Genomic DNA, 18,442 nt, shown 5'->3' with positions numbered 1-18,442 from the left:
TGGGACACAACGGGCACCCTGGGAATGGGAGAAGTCGTGAGCAACGAAAGCCTGGCCAACCTGCTTCGTGAGGAGCGGCGTTTTGCGCCACCCGCCGACCTGGCCGCGAACGCCAACGTCACCGCGGAGGCGTACGAGCAGGCGAAGGCTGATCGGCTGGGCTTCTGGGCCGAGCAGGCCCGTCGGCTGAGCTGGGAGACGGAGCCGACCCAGACGCTGGACTGGTCGAACCCGCCCTTCGCGAAGTGGTTCGCCGACGGCAGGTTGAACGTCGCGTACAACTGCGTCGACCGGCACGTGGAGAACGGGCTCGGCGACCGCGTCGCGATCCACTTCGAAGGTGAGCCGGGCGACACGCGCGCGATCACCTACGCGGAGTTGCAGCGCGAGGTGTCGCGGACGGCCAACGCGCTGACGGAGCTGGGCGTGGCGGCCGGGGACCGGGTGGCGATCTACCTGCCGATGATCCCCGAGGCCGTGATCTCGATGCTGGCGTGCGCGCGCATCGGTGCGCCGCACTCGCTGGTCTTCGGCGGTTTCTCGGCGGACGCGCTGGCCACGCGCATCAACGACGCGGACGCCCGCGTCGTGATCACCGCCGACGGCGGCTACCGCCGCGGCAAGCCGTCGGCCCTCAAGCCCGCCGTGGACGAGGCCCTGACCCGCGCGGGCACGGAGAACGTACGCAGCGTCCTGGTGGTGCGCCGCACCGGGGAGGACACGGCGTGGACCGAGGGCCGCGACGTGTGGTGGCACGACGTGGTGGGGCGCCAGTCCGACCAGCACACCCCGGAGGCGTTCGAGGCGGAGCACCCGCTGTTCATCCTGTACACCTCGGGCACCACGGGTAAGCCGAAGGGCATCCTGCACACCACCGGCGGTTACCTGACGCAGATCTCGTACACGCACAGCGCGGTTTTCGACCTCAAGCCGGAGACGGACGTCTTCTGGTGCACGGCGGACGTCGGCTGGGTGACCGGCCACTCGTACATCGTCTACGGGCCGCTCTCCAACGGCGCCACGGAGGTGCTGTACGAGGGCACGCCGGACTCGCCGCACCAGGGGCGCTGGTGGGAGATCGTGCAGAAGTACGGGGTGTCGATCCTCTACACCGCCCCGACGGCGATTCGCGCCTGCATGAAGTGGGGCGATGACATCCCGGCGAAGTACGACCTGTCGTCGCTGCGCATCCTCGGGTCGGTCGGTGAGCCGATCAACCCCGAGGCGTGGATGTGGTACCGCAAGCACATCGGCGGGGACCGGGCGCCGATCGTGGACACCTGGTGGCAGACCGAGACCGGCGGCATGATGATCAGCCCCCTGCCGGGCGTGACGGCCACCAAGCCCGGTTCGGCGCAGGTTCCGCTGCCCGGCATCGCGGCCACCGTGGTCGACGACGACGCGAACGAGGTGCCGAACGGGTCCGGCGGGTACCTGGTGCTGACCGAGCCCTGGCCGTCGATGCTCCGCACGATCTGGGGTGACGACCAGCGCTACCTGGACACCTACTGGTCCCGCTTCGAGAACCGGTACTTCGCGGGCGACGGCGCGAAGAAGGACGAGGACGGCGACATCTGGCTGCTCGGCCGGGTGGACGACGTCATGCTCGTCTCCGGGCACAACATCTCCACCACCGAGGTGGAGTCGGCGCTCGTCTCGCACCCCAAGGTCGCCGAGGCGGCGGTGGTCGGCGCGGCTGACCCGCAGACCACTCAGGCCATCTGCGCCTTCGTGATCCTGCGCGGCGGGGTGACGGAGGACGCGGGTCTCGTCGACGAGCTGCGGGCGCACGTCGCCAAGGCCCTGGGGCCGATCGCCAAGCCGAAGCGCATCCTCCCGGTCGCCGAGCTCCCCAAGACCCGCTCCGGGAAGATCATGCGGCGACTGCTGCGGGACGTCGCGGAGAACCGCGACCTCGGCGACGTCACCACGCTGACCGACTCCTCGGTCATGGACCTGATCCAGTCGCAGCTCCCGGGCGCCGCCAGCGACGACTGAGTGGAGGACTGAGCGGGCGTAGGCAGCACACCACCCGTAAGACGGGGACGCGCCGGGCCAGCCGGCCCGGCGCGTCGCTGACCGGCCCACGGCCCAGCCGGGGCGGGCCGGCCACGGCATCCCGCCGCTGGCCCCACAGCCCGCGCCCGCCGCGAAGGGCCGGCCCGCGCCCGGCGCCATCCGCCTCGGCCCCACCCCGCACGGCCCGCCCCGCTGCCGGCCTGACACCTCGCCGCGCGCCGGGTCTCACGCCACGCCTCGCGCCAGGCGGCCCCCAGCGACCGGGGCCCGCGTCGTGGATACCGGCAGCAGCGGAAGTACGCAGCTCAGCCCCGTGAAGACGGGATAGCCGGGCGAAGGTCGCGGCTGCGCGGCTGGAGCGCGGATCGGCCGTTCCGGTTAAGGTGGGGGCCGTCGCGTAAATTTGGCGACAAAGTTACAGGGTGCGCCGGGAAGTCTGGTCGGCATACACCACAGGTGTATCCGCAGCCGCCCCGCTCCTGGAGGTCAGCCCGTCGTGGCCACGCCCGGTAACCGTAAGTTCCTTGGACGACTCTCCCTCCCCGAGCGGAACTACGTCGCGGAAGCGCTCCGCACGGAGACGGTGGGCGGCGTACTGCTGCTCGTCGCCGCGGTGGCGGCCCTGCTGCTGACCAACACGCCGCTCGGCGACACGTACAACGACGTCCGGGACTTCTCGTTCGGGCCCGAATCCCTCCACCTGCACCTGAGCATCGGCGCGTGGGCCCAGGACGGTCTGCTCACCATCTTCTTCTTCGTCGCCGGCATCGAGCTCAAGCGCGAACTCGTGGCGGGCGAGCTGCGCGACCCGAAGGCCGCCGCGCTGCCGGTGATCGCGGCGGTGTGCGGCATGGCGGTGCCCGCGCTCGTCTACGCCGTGGTCTCCCTCAGCGGCGGCGGCAGCCTGGACGGCTGGGCGGTGCCGACGGCGACGGATATCGCGTTCGCGCTGGCCGTGCTCGCCGTGATCGGGACCGCGCTACCCGCCTCGTTGCGCGCGTTTCTGCTCACCCTGGCGGTCGTGGACGACCTGTTCGCGATCCTGATCATCGCGGTCTTCTTCACGACCGACATCAACGTGATCGCGCTCGTGTGCTCCTTCGTCGGGCTCGCCGTCTTCTGGGGGCTGCTCCGGCTGGGGGTGCGCGGCTGGTACGTGTACCTGCCGCTGGCCGTGGTGATCTGGGCGTTCATGCACGCCAGCGGCGTGCACGCGACGGTCGCCGGCGTGGCCATGGGCCTGATGCTGCGGTGCACCGTGCGCGAGGGTGAGGAGCACTCCCCCGGCGAGCGCATCGAGCACCTGGTGCGGCCGGTGTCGGCGGGGCTGGCGGTGCCACTGTTCGCGTTGTTCGCGGCGGGCGTCTCCATCTCGGGCGGCGCGGTGGCCGACGTGTTCACCAAGCCGGAGACGCTGGGCGTGGTCCTCGGACTGGTGATCGGCAAGACCATAGGGGTCTTCGGCGGCTCGTGGCTGGCCGCGCGGTTCACCAAGGCGGAGCTGAACGACGAGCTGGCCTGGGCCGACGTGCTGGCCGTCGCCTCGCTCGCGGGCATCGGCTTCACCGTCTCGCTGCTCATCGGCGAGCTGGCCTTCACCGACGACCCGCTGCTGGCCGACGAGGTGAAGGCGGCGGTGCTGATCGGCTCGGTGCTGGCCGCGGTCTTCGCCAGCGTGCTGCTCAAGATGCGTAACAACAAGTACAAGAAGTTGTACGAAGAGGAGGAGCGGGACGAGGATCAGGACGGCGTTCCGGACATCTACGAACTCGACCAGCCTGACTACCACCTCCGAATGGCGGCGATCTACGAGGAGAAGGCCGCCGAACACCGCAGACTGGCGGAGGCTGCCGCGGCATCACAGCGCACCGACGGCGACGGTCCGGCATGATCTAAGAGGCTTCAGATCCGCGCCAAGCCGGTAGAAGCTCCGTAGTACGTCCGTACACGGCCCAGCGGGGCCGGCAGCTAGAAGAACGAGGGAGACAGGCGATGAGCGCAGCCGACGAGGGCGGAAACCGTAGCCTCGGGCAACTGGTGTCCACGGCCACCAGTGAACTGTCCGCGTTGGTGCACGACGAGATCGCGCTGGCCAAGGCCGAGTTGCGGCAGGACGCCAAGCGCGTCGTGATGGGCAGCACCGCGGGGATCGTGGCCGGTGTCCTGCTGCTGTTCTCGCTGCCGGTGCTCAGCTTCGCCCTCGCGTACGGTCTCCACGCCTGGACCGACCTGGGTCTGGCCTGGTGCTTCCTGATCGTGGGCGGCCTGTACTGGCTCCTCGCGATCCTGCTCGGGCTGATGGCGCTGGCCAAGTTCAAGAAGGTCAAGCCGCCGCAGAAGTCCATCGCTTCGGCCAAGGAGACCGCCGCCGTGCTGGGCAACGTCAAGCCCCACCCCCGCGCACCGGGCGAGGCCGTCCCCTCCGGCGCCCACGTTGTGACACGCTCGACTGCATGACGGCTCCGGAACCCCCTGCTCGGCTCGCGTCCGTCGTACGACCCGACGGCCCGTGGACACACCGGGACGTCGCGGCGAACGGCGCGAGGTTTCACATCGCCGAGATGGGCGACGGGCCGCTGGTCCTGTTGCTGCACGGCTTCCCGCAGTTCTGGTGGGCGTGGCGGCACCAGTTGCCGCGGCTCGCCGAGGCCGGGTTCCGCGCGGTGGCGATGGACCTGCGCGGGGTGGGCGGCAGCGACCGTACGCCCCGCGGCTACGACCCGGCCAACCTCGCGCTCGACGTCACCGGGGTGATCCGGTCACTCGGCGAGCCGGACGCCGCGCTCGTCGGGCACGACCTCGGCGGCTACCTGGCGTGGACGGCCGCGGTGATGCGGCCCAAGTTGGTGCGCCGGTTGGCCGTGTGCTCGGCGCCGCATCCGCGCCGCTGGCGTTCGGCCATGCTCAGGGACGTCAAGCAGAGTCGGGCCAGCAGCCATGTGTGGAGCTTCCAGCGTCCGTGGCTGCCCGAGCGGCAACTCGTCGCGGATGACGCCGCGCTGGTCGGACGGCTGGTCACGGACTGGTCCGGGCCGCGACTGCCCGACGAGGAGGCCGTGGAGGTCTACCGGCAGGCGATGCGCATCCCCTCCACCGCGCACTGCTCCGTCGAGCCCTACCGGTGGCTGGTGCGCTCGCTCGCGCGCCCGGACGGCGTGCAGTTCTACCGTCGGATGAAGCGCCCGGTGCGGGTGCCGACGCTGCACCTGCACGGCTCGCTCGATCCGGTGACGCGGGTGCGCAGCGCGGCGGGGTCCGGCGAGTACGTCGAGGCGCCGTACCGCTGGCGGCTCTTCGACGGGTTGGGCCACTTCCCTCCCGAGGAGGACCCGATCGCGTTCTCCACGGAACTGATCAACTGGTTGCAGGACCCGGAACCCGACCGCTGACACGACAGGGTGACGCACCGCCCGTGCGGCGACGGGTGCGCCGCCGAGCGGGGTGGTCGGCGCCGAGTGGGGTGGTCGCCGCCGAACAGGGTGGTCGGTGCCGAGCGGGGCGGTCGCATCGCGCGCGCCGGCGCCCGGCGAACGGCACGCCCTCCCCGGCCGCCCGGGCCCTCGATGCGCCGCGCCCGAGCCGGCGCCCGGCGGGGCCGGGTAGCGTTGCCGTACAAGGCCGCCGGCGCGTACGCTCTCCGCCGCTGTCGTACGCCGCTCGCGGGCGTACGAGGGCCCGGAGTGCGCCGGCGCGTTCGGCGGCTTGCCGAAGCGATCCGACGCCGTGTACCTGGGGCTTCCGCTTGCCCGCCGCATAGGCCAATTGACGGTCCCGCAGGTGATTACCGACCTTGGGCCAGGGGCAGAGTTCCGGGTATGGGCTGGACGCACGACTACCGTGACGCAGCGAACGATCGCGGCCTCGACGCCGCGCTAACCGTCTCCGAGCGGGGCGGCCCCGGGCAAGTACCGGGCCATGATCCTCGTATCGGCATTCCCCGCATCATCCGCCGCCGCGCCCGCTGGGTGTCGGCGCGGCTGCGCCATCCGCGGAGCCGATAGCAGCACTTCCGGCGAGCGGACCGCCCGCCCCGTGCGGCGGACTCCCTCGTCGGTTCCCCGGTTTCCCGTACCGCGCGCCAAGCGGTCAGCGTGCTCCCGGAGCGATGAGGGGCAGCGTGCGGAGCCCGTACTCGTCGGGCGTCGCGCGCCGCGTGACACGCCCCTGCCAGGAGCCGTTCTCCGCCGTGCCGGGCCTGGTCGTACCCCGCCGCTCGCCCTCAGCGCACCGTCGGCACACTGCTGACACCCGGCATGAGGGCACGCGGCGCGGGTGCTTCCGGTTAGCCGGCGTGCGCCGGCGCTTGCGCCCGCATGGGCTGCCGCGCGCTCAGGGCTGCGCGAATGCCGTCGCCTTGGGGGTACGCGGGCCGGGCGTACCGGCGCGGGCTGGGCTGGGCGGGCTGACGCGGGGGGGGGCGGGTTGGGTCGGGCGGCTGGTGCGGGCATATGGGGGGCGCGGGCCTCGGCAGCACGCGCGCGGGCGCGTAGGGGAGCGGGGTGGTTCGCCTGTTCCGCTCCCCTACGCGCCCGCTCACATGGCGCAGCCCTGGGTGTCCACCTGGTCGTCGGCCGTGCGGCCTTCCGTGATGTTCTCCTGGACCTCGCTGGCGGTCAGCGCGTACCCCGTGTTGGCGTCGTCGAGGGAGCGCGCGAAGACGACGCCGTAGACGCGGCCCTCGGGGGTCAGCAGGGGTCCGCCCGAGTTGCCCTGGCGGACGGTGGTGTAGAGGGAGTAGACGTCGCGGTGGACCGTGCCGCGGTGGTAGATGTCCGGGCCGTCGGCCTCGATGCGGCCACGGACGCGAGCCGCCTGCACGTTGAAGTCGCCGTTCTCCGGGAAGCCCGCCACGATCGCGCCGTCGCCGCTGCCCGCGTCGCCCTCCGCGAACCGGAGGGCGGGGGCGCGCAGCGCGGGGACGTCCAGTACGGCGATGTCGCGCTTCCAGTCGTAGAGCACGACCTCCGCGTCGTACAGCCTGCCCTCCCCGCCGATCTGCACGGTGGGCTCGTCGACGCCGCCGACGACGTGGGCGTTGGTCATCACGCGGTGCGGCGCGTAGACGAAGCCCGTGCCCTCCAGGACCTTGCCGCAGCTCGACGCGGTGCCGACCACCTTGACGATGCTCTGCCGGGCGCGCTCCACGGCGGGGCTGTTGGCGAGCTTGGGGTCGGGGGCCGGCACGGAGGTGATCGGTTCCTCCGCGAACGGCGAGAACACCTGCGGGAAACGGTTCTCCGCCAGCACCGAACTGAAGTCGTCGAACCAGGTGTTGGCCTCCTCGGGGACCACGCGGGCCACGCCGAGCAGCACCTTGGAGTTACGGACCTCCTTGCCCAGCGTGGGCAACGAACTGCCGGCGATGGCGGACCCGATCAGCCAGGCGACCAGCAGCATCGCCATGACGTTGACCAGCGCCCCGCCGGTGGCGTCGATGGCGCGCGCCGGCGACCAGGTGATGTGCCGGCGCAGCTTGTTGCCCAGGTGGGTGGTGCACGCCTGGCCGATGCTGGCGCACACGATCACGATGACGACCGCGGAGATCGCGCCGAACGAACCCGGTGAGGCGTTGTCGGTGGTCCGGTCCCATATGACCGGCAGCAGGTACAGGGCGACCAGGCCGCCGCCGAGGAACCCGGTGACCGACAGCACGCCGACGACGAAGCCCTGGCGGTAGCCGATGACGGCGAACCACGCGGCGGCGACCAGCAGCAGGATGTCCAGCACGTTCACGAAGTCACCGTCTCACGCACGCCAGTCGAGCGGGACGTGGCGTTCCCTGTCCCACGGCCGTTCCCAGCCAGCGAAGTGCAGGATGCGGTCGATGACGCCGGCCGTGAACCCCCAGACCAGCGCGCCGCCGACGAGGAAGGCGGGCCCCCGGTGGCCGCTGGGGTGCACGGCGACGGCGCGGTTGGCCGGGTCCGTCAGCTCGGCCACCGGCACCGTGAAGACCCTCGCGGTCTCGGCCGGGTCGACCGGCGCGACCGGGCTCGGCCGGCGCCACCAGCCGAGGACCGGGGTCACGACGAACTCGCTGACCGGGATGTACAGCCGTGGCAGCACGCCGAAGAGCTGCACACCTGACGGGTCGAGGCCGGTCTCCTCCTCCGCCTCGCGCAGCGCCGCGCGCAGCGGCCCGTCCCCCGCCGGATCGCCGTCCTCCGGATCCAGCGCCCCGCCGGGGAAGGAGGGCTGCCCAGCGTGGGAGCGCAGGGTGCCGGCGCGCTCCATGAGGAGGAGTTCGGGGCCGCCCGGGCCCACGAACGGAGGGCCGAGCGCGGGGGCGACGGCACCGCGGGCGCGTTCGACCTCGTGGACGCGTTCGGCTTCGCGGGCGCCGCCACGTTCCGCGGCGCCTGCGAGGTCGGGGTGACGCGCGCCGGCGTACGCACCGGGCGTGGGCCCGTCGGCCGCCCCTGGCTCCCCGGTCGCCGCGCGCCGGTGCGGTGCGCCCCCGGGCGTGAGCGCGGGCGCCCGCGCCGGCTCACCGGTCGGCGCCGGCCCGCGCCCCTGCGCCGTGGAGCCCCGCGCCGAGGAACCCCGCGTCGTGGCGGGCCCGGCGGGCGGGCCCTCGCCGAAGAGGACCAGGACGGCGGACTGTCGGCCCGAGCCGTTCTCGGGTGGCAGGAACCGGCTGAGTTGACGCGGCTCTATGGTGCGCGCCGCCCGCGCGACCGGGAGCAGCCAGTCGGGCAGCCCCTGCTCACTGACGGGCACCGGCCGGCCGCCCCTGGCCGCTCCCCCGGCGCCCGCCGGCGCGCGTACGCCCCGCGCCGAGCTACCGGGCGCCGAGCCGCCCCCGAGCGGAGCGCCGCCAGGCACCGGGCGTCCGGGCAGCGAGCCACCGGGTCCCGGGCCGCCGGCCGCGAGGCCCCCACCGCGCGCGGCGCCCGCGCCGGGGGCCGCCGCGTCTCCCGATCCGTCCGTCACGCGGCCCCCAGCGGCGGGGCGGGCTGGCCCGGGAAGTCGGCCGGAGGCCGCAGCCGCTGGCCCGGCTGGCCGCCCATCTCGTACTTCAGCAGCTTCCGCGCCTTCTCCGGATCGGTCTCGCCCTCCCCGTACGACGGGCAGAGCGGGGCGATCGGACAGGCGCCGCACGCGGGCTTGCGCGCGTGGCAGACGCGGCGGCCGTGGAAGATGATGCGGTGCGAGAGCATCGTCCAGTCGCTCTTCGGGAACAGCGCGGCGATCTCCGCCTCGACCTTCTCCGGGTCCTCCCGCGTCGTCCACTTCCAGCGCCGCACCAGCCGCCCGAAGTGGGTGTCCACAGTGAGTCCAGGGACTCCGAAGGCATTGCCCAACACCACGTTGGCCGTCTTGCGGCCAACGCCGGGCAGCGTCACCAGGTCCTCGAGGCGGCCCGGCACCTCGCCGTCGAAGCGGTCGCGCAGCGCGACGGACAGGCCGAGCAGCGACTTCGCCTTGGCCCGGAAGAAGCCGGTCGGGCGGATGAGCTGCTCCAGCGCCTCGGGCTCGGCCGCCGCCATCTCCTCGGGCGTCGGGTAGGCGCGGAAGAGGGCCGGCGTCGTCTGGTTCACCCGCAGGTCGGTGGTCTGGGCCGAGAGCACCGTGGCCACCAGGAGCTGGAACGGGTTCTCGAAGTCCAGCTCCGGATGCGCGTACGGATACGTCTCGGCCAGCTCGCGGTTGATCCGCCGGGCGCGGCGGACCAGCGCGAGGCGCGATTCTGGCTTGCCCGGTTTCGCGGCCTTGGCGGCTTTCGCGGCGGGCGGCTGAGAGCGTTCGCTCACAGCAGAACTACCTGATGCGGACGGTTTCCCCCTGCCTCCGTCGGCGGGCCCTCCCGGCCCCTTGCCCTGTGCTCTCACCGGCGTATTGGACACTCGGCCAGCGTAAGGCCAGCCACCGACATCCGCCCCGAGCGCCGGAAAACCACTGCACGATCGGACCCCTGCCGTAGGGTCCTTGATGTCGGTGCGTCAAACTTGTGATTGATCGCACTGTTTTACCGTCCGGCATCATGGAGACCACGGTCCCCTGTGCATGTCGACAAGGAGAGATCTCGTGGACGACGTTCTGCGGCGCGCCCCGCTCTTCGCGGCGCTCGATGACGAGCAGGCCGCTGAGCTGCGCGCCTCCATGGGGGAGGTCACCCTCGCGCGGGGTGATGCGCTCTTCCACGAAGGGGACCCCGGCGACCGCCTGTACGTGGTCACGGACGGCAAGGTGAAGCTGCACCGCACCTCGCCCGACGGGCGCGAGAACATGCTGGCCGTGCTCGGCCCCGGCGAGTTGATCGGCGAGCTGTCGCTGTTCGACCCCGGACCGCGTACGGCCACGGCGACCGCCCTCACCGAGGTGAAGCTGCTCGGCCTCGGCCACGGCGACCTCCAGCCGTGGCTCAACGCCCGGCCCGAGGTCGCGACGGCGCTGCTGCGCGCGGTCGCGCGCCGGCTGCGCAAGACCAACGACCAGATGTCTGATCTGGTCTTCTCGGATGTCCCCGGCCGTGTGGCCCGGGCGCTGCTCGACCTCTCGCGGCGCTTTGGTGTGCAGTCCGAAGAGGGCATCCACGTCGTTCACGACCTCACGCAGGAGGAGTTGGCCCAGCTCGTCGGCGCCTCCCGGGAGACCGTCAACAAGGCGCTGGCCGACTTCGCCGGCCGCGGCTGGCTGCGCCTTGAGGCGCGCGCCGTGATCCTGCTCGACGTCGAGCGGCTGGCCAAGCGCAGCCGCTGACCCGCAGCCATGGGCGGCCCGACTGGTTCGGGCCGCCCGCTGTGCGCCGGGCGCACCACCCCGGCGTCCGCGGGCTCGCGGGACGCGCGCCGGCACGCCGGCGCCTCGGCACTCCCGAGCAACGGGACCTCACCTTGCGGGCTACCGGCCTGAGCCGCCCCGGCGGCGGCCCCGCACGCCCCGGCGCGCGTCGGGGCGTGCGCACGTTTCGTACGCGGCACCCCACACTGCGCCCGCCCCGCACACCAACCCATGCCGCCGCGCCCCGCTGCCGTCGATCCACGCCGCCCCGCACCGCTCGCCCAGCCCGGTGTGCCTCACGAGCCCCGACGCACCCGCGCGGCCCCACATGACCCAGCCGCACCAAGCGGCCCACGCAGCCCCGTACGGCCCGTACGGCCCGTACGGCCCGTACGGCCCGTAGGAGGCCGGCTACGGCCGTTCCCGCACGGTCCCGTGCGCCCGCGCGCGGTCGGCCCCACAAGCCCGCTGTGCGCCCGCGCGTACGGGGCGCGCCCGGTGGCGGCGAGCGCTGGGAGCGGGCCAGGCCAGGCCAGGCCACGTCAACGGGCAGATCAGATCAGGTCGCGTTCGCCCAGGTACTCAAGCTGGGCGCGGACGGACAGCTCGGCCGCGGGCCACAGCGAGCGGTCGACGTCGGCGTACACGTGCGCGACGACCTCGGACGCGGTGCGGTGACCGTTCTCGATGGCCGTCTCCACCTGGGCCAGCCGGCTGGCCCGGTGCGCCAGGTAGTACTCGATCGCGCCCCGCGCGTCGGCCAACACCGGGCCGTGCCCCGGCAGCACCGTGTGCACGCCGTCGTCCACGGTCATCGAACGGAGCCGGCGCAGCGAGTCGAGGTACTCGCCGAGCCGCCCGTCCGGGTGGGCCACCATCGTCGTGCCGCGGCCGAGCACCGTGTCCCCGGTGAGCACCACGCCGTCGGCCGGCAGGTGGAAGGAGAGCGAGTCCGACGTGTGGCCGGGCGTGGGCACGACGCGCAGCTCCAGGCCGCCGGTGGTGACCACGTCGCCGCCGGCCAGCCCCTCGTCGCCGAGGCGCAGCGCCGGATCGAGGGCGCGCACGCGGGTACCGGTCAGCTCGGCGAACCGGGACGCGCCCTCGGCGTGGTCCGCGTGGCCGTGTGTGAGCAGCGTCAGGCCGACCCGGCGGCCGGCCTGTTCGACGGTGGCCACGACGTTGGCGAGGTGCCCCTCGTGCAGCGGCCCCGGGTCAATGACGACGGCGAGGTCCGAGTCCGGCTCGGCCACGATCCAGGTGTTGGTGCCGTCGAGCGTCATGGCCGACGGGTTGGGCGCGAGCACGCAGTGGGCCCGGGCGGTGGCCGGGCCACCGATGGCGCCGCCGCGCGGCTGGCCGGGAAGTGCGGCTGCGTTGGTCATGCGCTGGCTCCGTCCGTGGCGGCGGGAGGGGGTGGCGTGGTCGATGTGTCGGGTGTGACGTGCCGGGTGAACTCCTCGTGCCCCGGCCAGCTCAGCTCGATCTCGCCGTCCCGCAGCGTGGCGCGGGCCAGGATGGGCGTCAGGTCCTGGTCGGCCGCGGCGGCCAGCGCGGCGGCGGCCGTGGCGTGCGGGATGAGCTCGCGCAGCGTCGCGATGGTCGGCGGCATCATCAGCAACTCGCCGCGGTCGTAGCCGGCGGCGGCCTCCCGCGGCCTGATCCACACGGTGCGGTCGGCCTCCGTGGAGGCGTTCCGGGTGCGCTGGCCGGCGGGGAGCGCGGCGGCGAAGAACCAGGTGTCGTAGCGGCGCGGCTCGAACTCTGGGGTGATCCAGCGCGCCCAGCCGCCGAGCAGGTCGGAGCGGAGCACGAGCGAGCGGCGGGCCAGGAAGTCGGCGAAGGACAGCTCGCGGGCGACCAGCGCGGCGCGGTCCGCCTCCCAGTCGTCGCCGGTCGTGTCGGCGACGACGGTCCGCGCGTCGGGCCCGGCCAGCAACACCCCGGCCTCCTCGAACGTCTCCCGCACCGCCGCGCACACGATGGCCTGCGCCGTGCCCTCGTCCGTCCCGAGCCGCTCCGCCCACTGCGCGCGCGAGGGGCCGGCCCACCCGGTGTCGCGCTCCTCGTCCCGCGCGTCCACGGACCCGCCCGGATACGCGTACGCGCCGCCGGCGAAGGCCATGGAGGCGCGGCGGCGCAGCATGTAGACCGCGGGGCCGGCCGCCGTGTCGCGCAGCAGCAGGACGGTCGCCGCTCGCCGCGGCTCGACGGGCACGAGCGCGCCGCTCGCCAGCGCCCGGATGCGCTCGGGCCACTCCGGCGGGTACCACTGTGCGGCGCTCGGCGCCACGTCCCCGGCCCCCGGCTCCGCGACGGCCTTCGACGTGCTGGACCCCAGACCATTCGTAGTGGACATGGCCGGATGCTATGCGCTGGTCCACGGATGTTCGAGAGGCAACCGTGACGACGGGATGAAGCCTGGCCCCGCGGGTCCGTTCACCCGGCCGTGGAGCCCGGGAGGCGACCAGGGGCGCGCCTCGGACGAGTGCCGGTCCCGAGTGCGCCGGGTGGTGTGGGTGGTGTTTCGGTACGGCCGCGCGCGGGCGCGTCAGGTGCGCCGGCGCACGGAGACGGGCCGGGGCCGGGTCCGGTCGAGTCGGGCGTACGCGAGTGAGTCGGGCGCGCGCCGGGCGCTGTGGTGGGGTGCCGGGCACTGTGGGGGTGGGCGAGGACAGTCCGCGCGGGCGCACCGCGTACGGCGTGCCGGCCCCGCCGAGGCGCCGGGCCCGGGCCACCGCACACCGCGCGGCCCGGTCGGGGCCCCGGAGCGCGCGCCCTCAGCCCTTCGGCTGGGTGAAGCGGATGCGGTTGCCGAACGGGTCGCGGAGGCCGCAGTCCGTGCCGTACGGGCGCTCGGTGGGCTCCTCGGTGAACTCGACGCCCCGCTCAAGCAGCGTCTCGTACGTCTTGCGGCAGTCCTCCGTGGTGAAGATGAGCCAGCCGCCCATCGCCCCCTTGGTCACCAGGTCGCGCACCTGGGCCGCCGTCTCCTCGGACATCGCCGGAGTGCCGGGCCTCTCCAGCAGGATCTGGCGCTCGGGGTGGCCGGGGACGCTGACGGCCAGCCAGCGCATGAAACCCATGTCGACGTCGGCGGCGACCTCGAGGCCGAGCTTGCCGACATAGAAGTCGAGGGCCTCGTCCTGGTCGAGAACGTATATCTGCGAATGTGTGATGGCGTTGAACATGTCCATCACGTTAGTGAGCGGGGCGGCCGAAAACTTATCCAAAACTGCTCACTCCGTGGACGGCCGCCGCGTCAGTCGCTCGGCCGCGACCAGGCCATCGTGAAACAGGTCGGCACGCCGGTGGCCGCCGCCTGCTTGCGGTACGCCCGCGGCGACTGGCCGACGATGTCGCGGAACGTACGGCTGAAGGTGCCGGAGCTGCCGAAGCCGACGTCGAAGCAGATGTCCGTGATGCTGCGCTCGGTCTCCCGCAGCAGGAACATCGCCCGCTCGACGCGCCGGCGCTGGAGGTAGCGGTGCGGCGTCTCGCCGAACGTGGCCCGGAAGACGCGCGCGAAGTGCGCCGGCGACACGTGCGCGATACGAGCCAGGGCCGGCACGTCCAGCGGCTGGGCGTACGAGCGGTCCATCGCGTCCCGGGCCCGCAACATGCGGCGGTTGCTCTCTTCTACGGCGCGGCTCACGGCGCCATCACACCACGCCCACGCGCACCGGCACCCGAGCCGAAGTCAGCAGCGGGCACCCCACAGCGGATACCCGACAGCGGGTACCCGAGCCGGCACCCGCAGCCGGCGCGCGCACCGGCGCCAGCGCCGCCCGTCAGCCGGCACGCGAGCGGGCGCGCGGCCCGATGGCCGCGCGCCCGCTCACTTCCACGACGTACCAGTGGCTCCGCGAGAGGTCTCGCGGAGCCACCCGTCGTCCTACGCGCCCGCTACCTCGACCTGGATCTCGACCTCGACCGGCGCGTCCAGCGGCAGCACCGAGACGCCGACCGCGCTGCGCGCGTGCACGCCCGCGTCGCCGAGCACCTCGTGCAGCAGTTCGCTCGCGCCGTTCAGGACGCCCGGCTGCCCGGTGAAGTCGGTCGCCGACGCGACAAAGCCGACCACCTTCACGACCCTGACCACCCGGTCCAGGTCGCCGACCTGCGACTTCACGGCAGCCAGGGCGTTGAGCGCGCAGATCCGAGCCTGCTGCTTGGCCTCCTCGGCCGTCACCTCGGCGCCGACCTTGCCGGTCATCGACAGCTTGCCCTCGACCAGCGGGAGCTGGCCCGCGGTGTAGACGTACGACCCCGTCCGCACCGCCGGGACGTACGCGGCCAGCGGCGCGGCGACCTCGGGCAGCGTCAGTCCGAGTTCGGCGATCCGCCGCTCGACGGCGCTCACGCGCCCTTCTCCCGCTTGAGGTAGGCCACGAGCTGCTCGGAGTTGTTCGGGCCGGGAACGACCTGGACGAGCTCCCAGCCGTCCTCGCCCCAGGTGTCCAGAATCTGCTTGGTCGCGTGTACGAGCAGCGGCACGGTCGCGTATTCCCACTTGGTCATGGTGCCGACTGTAATGCCTCTCCCCGGGAGCCTCGTGCGTAGCCCGAAAGGGGACTGGTTAGGCTCACAGATGTGAGCAGGCTCCATGTCGTTAGTGGCAAGGGCGGCACCGGCAAGACCACGGTCGCCGCGGCACTCGCGCTGGCTCTCGCCACCGAGGGTCGGCGCACGCTGTTGGTGGAGGTGGAGGGCCGACAGGGCATCGCCCAACTCTTCGAGACGGAGGCGCTGCCGTACGAGGAGCGCAAGATCGCCGTCGCGCCGGGCGGCGGTGAGGTGTACGCGCTGGCCATCGACCCCGAGCTGGCCCTGCTCGACTACCTCCAGATGTTCTACAAGATGGGGAGCGCGGGCCGCGCCCTCAAGAAGATCGGCGCCATCGACTTCGCCACCACGGTCGCCCCCGGCCTACGGGACGTGCTGCTGACCGGCAAGGCGTGCGAGGCCGTGCGGCGCAAGGGCAAGGACGGCCGCTTCGCGTACGACTCGGTCGTCATGGACGCCCCGCCGACCGGGCGGATCACCCGGTTCCTCAACGTCAACGACGAGGTCGCGGGCCTGGCCCGGGTGGGGCCCATACACAACCAGGCGCAGGCCGTGATGCGGGTCCTCAAGTCGCCCGAGACGGCGGTGCACTTGGTGACGCTGCTGGAAGAGATGCCGGTCCAGGAGACCATGGACGGCATCGCCGAGCTGCGCGGAGCGGGCCTGCCGACCGGAGCCGTGGTGATCAACATGGTGCGGCCCGCGGTGCTGGACGCGGCGGCCGTCGGCATCGCCGCGACCCAGGAGCGCGCCGGCATCACCCAGGTTCTCGCGCGCGCCGGTCTGGGCGCGGCGCACGCCGGCGGACGGGCCGAGCAGTTGATCGAGCCGCTGCTGGAACAGGCCCACGAGCACGCGGAACGCGTCTCCCTGGAGCGTGTCCAGCGCGCCGAACTCTCCCAACTCGACCTCCCCACGCACGAGTTGGAGATGCTCCCGAACGGCGTCGACCTGGCCGGCCTGTACCGGCTCGCGGCCGACCTGCGGAAGCAGTGGCCGGCGTGACGAACCGGCGCACGACGCTCCGGCTCACCGCCGTCCCGTACACCGGCAGCGGTCGCCGCACGGCGCGCCCGCGTACGCGAGGGCACGCGCACACCCCGGGGTCGCGCGACGGAGCCCGACCCACGCCGGGCGCGCGCGGCACGCGCCCGTACGACCCGAGCACGTCCAGCACGAGCCGGCACGACGGGCCCATCAGGCGCGACGAGCACATCAGGCACGACAGGCGGCCACCCGGCACGCCGCCGCGCGTCACGAGTACGCGCGGCTCGCGGACTCAGACGGGGAAGAGGCACGGCGCGAGCACGCGCATGGCGAACACGTACGAGACGGGCGTCCCCGGCGTGGGTGCGCCCGGCGCGCGTACGGACGAGGCACGGGCGCACGGGACGGGTACGCACGCGGCGCGCACGCGCGGCGCGAGTCGGTACGCCGTGCGCGCGTACGGGCAGGAGGCGGCATGACGATGGACACGGCGCCACGGCTGGATGCCGACGCGGTGCTCGACGACCCGCGGACCCGCATCGTGGTGTGCTGCGGTTCGGGCGGGGTCGGCAAGACCACGACGGCCGCGGCGCTGGGCGTACGGGCCGCCGAGCGGGGTCGCAAGGTGGTCGTGCTCACCATCGACCCGGCCCGCCGGCTGGCGCAGTCGATGGGCATCGACTCGCTCGACAACGTCCCGCGCCAGGTCAAGGGCATCGACGACACGGCCGGCGGCGAACTGCACGCCATGATGCTGGACATGAAGCGGACCTTCGACGAGTTCGTCGAGGCGCACGCGGACGCCGAACGCGCTGCCGCGATCCTGCGGAACCCCTTCTACCAGTCCCTGTCGGCCGGGTTCGCCGGCACGCAGGAGTACATGGCCATGGAGAAGCTCGGCCAGCTGCGCGCCCGCGACGAGTGGGACCTGATCATCGTGGACACCCCGCCGAGCCGCTCGGCGCTCGACTTCCTGGACGCGCCCAAACGCCTTGGCTCCTTCCTCGACGGGAAGTTCATCAAGGTGCTGATGGCCCCGGCGAAGGTCGGTGGCCGGGCGGGCATGAAGTTCCTCAACGTCGGCATGTCGATGATGACCGGCACGGTGAGCAAGCTTCTCGGCGGGCAACTGCTGCGCGACGTGCAGACGTTCGCGGCGGCCATGGACACGATGTTCGGCGGCTTCCGTACGCGCGCCGACGCCACGTACCAGTTGCTCCAGGCCCCCGGCACCGCCTTCCTCGTCGTGGCCGCCCCGGAGCGGGACGCGCTGCGCGAGGCGGCGTACTTCGTCGAGCGGCTGGCCGCCGAGCGGATGCCGCTGGCCGGCCTCGTGCTGAACCGGGTGCACGGCAGTGGTGCCGCGCAGTTGTCGGCCGAGCGGGCGCTGGCGGTGGCGGAGAGCCTGCAGGCCGCCGCGGCGGGCACGGGCACCCCGGACGACACGGCCACCGAGGGGGACTCCCGCACGGCCGACGGGACTATCGGGACCGATGAGATCGATGGGGCCTCCGGGTCCGGCGGGGAGCCTGCGGACGAGTCGGCACCGGTCAACTCAACGGAAAATCTGCCAGTCGGCGGCATTGTGGATCGTCCTACCGGGCAGAGGGAAGGCAGTTCGTCTTCGCCCACGACCCGCACACCGCACGACACGGCCGAGCGCGCCGACCCCACCGGCGCCCCGGCCCACGACGAGGGGCCGCACGCCACCACCACACCGCAGACCCCACCCAGCGCGCCCGCCGCAGGATCGGACGACCCGGCCGCCGCCACCGACATCGAGGCCACCACTCCCCCGGAGACCTCGCCGGAGGCGACCGCCGCCGCGACCGAGCCCGCCGCGGCCACCCCAGCCACGGACGGCGACCCCGACAGGGCCAGCGCCGAACAGTTGGCCGCGGGGCTCCTCCTGCTGCACGCGGAGCGCATGTCGCTGCTCGCGCGCGAACAGCGCACGCGGGACCGCTTCACCGCCCTGCACCCGGAGGTCCCGGTGGCCGAGGTCGCGGCGCTCCCGGGCGACGTTCACGACCTGGTCGGCCTGCGCGCGGTGGGCGACCGCCTGGCGGCACAGCGCTCCTGAACAACGCGCCCGGCTCCGCCCGGCTCGTGTCCCGGCGCGCCCTGACCAGGGAACGGGTCTGGC

17 protein-coding genes are annotated in these 18,442 nt (G+C 73.1%); 8 read left to right on the top strand and 9 right to left on the bottom strand.

Annotated features, from left to right (window positions below; all coding sequences use genetic code 11):
* The first annotated feature begins 36 nt into the window (after positions 1 to 36).
* The 5 genes from acs (at position 37) to H7H31_RS34015 (ending at position 6,020) form a co-directional block, all read left to right on the top strand.
* Positions 37 to 1,998, top strand: coding sequence for an acetate--CoA ligase (gene acs / locus H7H31_RS17870; protein WP_187064150.1), 1,962 nt, complete (start codon positions 37 to 39; stop codon positions 1,996 to 1,998).
* 517 nt (positions 1,999 to 2,515) lie between these two features.
* Positions 2,516 to 3,910, top strand: coding sequence for a Na+/H+ antiporter NhaA (gene nhaA / locus H7H31_RS17865; protein ID WP_187064149.1), 1,395 nt, complete (start codon positions 2,516 to 2,518; stop codon positions 3,908 to 3,910).
* Positions 3,911 to 4,011: 101 nt separating this feature from the next.
* A complete protein-coding gene (locus H7H31_RS17860; RefSeq protein ID WP_187064148.1) occupies positions 4,012 to 4,476 on the top strand; it encodes a phage holin family protein in 465 nt (154 codons plus the stop codon).
* Positions 4,473 to 5,408 carry an alpha/beta fold hydrolase gene (locus H7H31_RS17855; RefSeq protein WP_187064147.1) on the top strand — a complete coding sequence of 312 codons (936 nt, stop codon included), beginning with the start codon at positions 4,473 to 4,475 and terminating at the stop codon, positions 5,406 to 5,408. The genes H7H31_RS17860 and H7H31_RS17855 overlap by 4 nt, the downstream gene beginning before the upstream one ends.
* A 426-nt stretch (positions 5,409 to 5,834) precedes the next feature.
* Complete coding sequence (locus H7H31_RS34015) at positions 5,835 to 6,020, top strand: hypothetical protein (protein WP_232109925.1); 186 nt, start codon at positions 5,835 to 5,837, stop codon at positions 6,018 to 6,020.
* A gap of 532 nt (positions 6,021 to 6,552) precedes the next feature.
* On the opposite strand, the gene H7H31_RS17850 is transcribed toward H7H31_RS34015, so the two are convergent.
* The 3 genes from H7H31_RS17850 to nth all read right to left on the bottom strand — a co-directional run bounded on the left by H7H31_RS17850 (position 6,553) and on the right by nth (position 9,773).
* Complete coding sequence (locus tag H7H31_RS17850) at positions 6,553 to 7,752, bottom strand: MarP family serine protease (protein ID WP_176162613.1); 1,200 nt, start codon at positions 7,750 to 7,752, stop codon at positions 6,553 to 6,555.
* A gap of 12 nt (positions 7,753 to 7,764) precedes the next feature.
* On the bottom strand, positions 7,765 to 8,739 hold the full coding sequence (locus H7H31_RS17845) for an NUDIX hydrolase (protein ID WP_372455951.1): 975 nt from the start codon (positions 8,737 to 8,739) through the stop codon (positions 7,765 to 7,767).
* A 209-nt stretch (positions 8,740 to 8,948) separates the two neighbouring features.
* Positions 8,949 to 9,773, bottom strand: a complete 825-nt coding sequence (gene nth, locus H7H31_RS17835; RefSeq protein ID WP_187062850.1) for an endonuclease III — start codon at positions 9,771 to 9,773, stop codon at positions 8,949 to 8,951.
* 274 nt (positions 9,774 to 10,047) lie between these two features.
* On the opposite strand from nth, the gene H7H31_RS17830 reads away from it, so the two are divergent.
* Positions 10,048 to 10,722, top strand: coding sequence for a Crp/Fnr family transcriptional regulator (locus tag H7H31_RS17830; protein WP_030027155.1), 675 nt, complete (start codon positions 10,048 to 10,050; stop codon positions 10,720 to 10,722).
* A 575-nt stretch (positions 10,723 to 11,297) separates the two neighbouring features.
* On the opposite strand, the gene H7H31_RS17825 is transcribed toward H7H31_RS17830, so the two are convergent.
* From H7H31_RS17825 to H7H31_RS17800, 6 genes are all read right to left on the bottom strand, one after another.
* Positions 11,298 to 12,128 (bottom strand): MBL fold metallo-hydrolase, encoded by an 831-nt coding sequence (locus tag H7H31_RS17825; protein ID WP_187062849.1) that lies wholly within the window; start codon positions 12,126 to 12,128, stop codon positions 11,298 to 11,300.
* On the bottom strand, positions 12,125 to 13,102 hold the full coding sequence (locus H7H31_RS17820) for an NUDIX hydrolase (protein WP_232109923.1): 978 nt from the start codon (positions 13,100 to 13,102) through the stop codon (positions 12,125 to 12,127). The genes H7H31_RS17825 and H7H31_RS17820 overlap by 4 nt, the downstream gene beginning before the upstream one ends.
* A gap of 421 nt (positions 13,103 to 13,523) precedes the next feature.
* Positions 13,524 to 13,934 (bottom strand): VOC family protein, encoded by a 411-nt coding sequence (locus H7H31_RS17815; protein ID WP_187062848.1) that lies wholly within the window; start codon positions 13,932 to 13,934, stop codon positions 13,524 to 13,526.
* Positions 13,935 to 14,005: 71 nt separating this feature from the next.
* Positions 14,006 to 14,365 carry a helix-turn-helix domain-containing protein gene (locus tag H7H31_RS17810; protein ID WP_197996006.1) on the bottom strand — a complete coding sequence of 120 codons (360 nt, stop codon included), beginning with the start codon at positions 14,363 to 14,365 and terminating at the stop codon, positions 14,006 to 14,008.
* Positions 14,366 to 14,638: 273 nt separating this feature from the next.
* Complete coding sequence (locus H7H31_RS17805) at positions 14,639 to 15,106, bottom strand: RidA family protein (protein ID WP_187062846.1); 468 nt, start codon at positions 15,104 to 15,106, stop codon at positions 14,639 to 14,641.
* Positions 15,103 to 15,264, bottom strand: coding sequence for a DUF4177 domain-containing protein (locus H7H31_RS17800; RefSeq protein WP_176162618.1), 162 nt, complete (start codon positions 15,262 to 15,264; stop codon positions 15,103 to 15,105). The genes H7H31_RS17805 and H7H31_RS17800 overlap by 4 nt, the downstream gene beginning before the upstream one ends.
* A 72-nt stretch (positions 15,265 to 15,336) precedes the next feature.
* Between H7H31_RS17800 and H7H31_RS17795 the strand changes: the two genes are divergently transcribed.
* On the top strand, positions 15,337 to 16,314 hold the full coding sequence (locus H7H31_RS17795; protein WP_187062845.1) for an ArsA family ATPase: 978 nt from the start codon (positions 15,337 to 15,339) through the stop codon (positions 16,312 to 16,314).
* Between the two features lie 457 nt (positions 16,315 to 16,771).
* Positions 16,772 to 18,379 carry an ArsA-related P-loop ATPase gene (locus H7H31_RS17790; protein WP_187062844.1) on the top strand — a complete coding sequence of 536 codons (1,608 nt, stop codon included), beginning with the start codon at positions 16,772 to 16,774 and terminating at the stop codon, positions 18,377 to 18,379.
* The last annotated feature ends 63 nt before the right edge of the window (positions 18,380 to 18,442 follow it).

This window comes from Streptomyces buecherae, assembly GCF_014295035.1.
GTDB lineage: Bacteria > Actinomycetota > Actinomycetes > Streptomycetales > Streptomycetaceae > Streptomyces > Streptomyces youssoufiensis.
The sequence above is the reverse complement of the archived record's forward strand: the minus strand, read 5'-3'. Positions and strand labels throughout refer to the sequence as shown.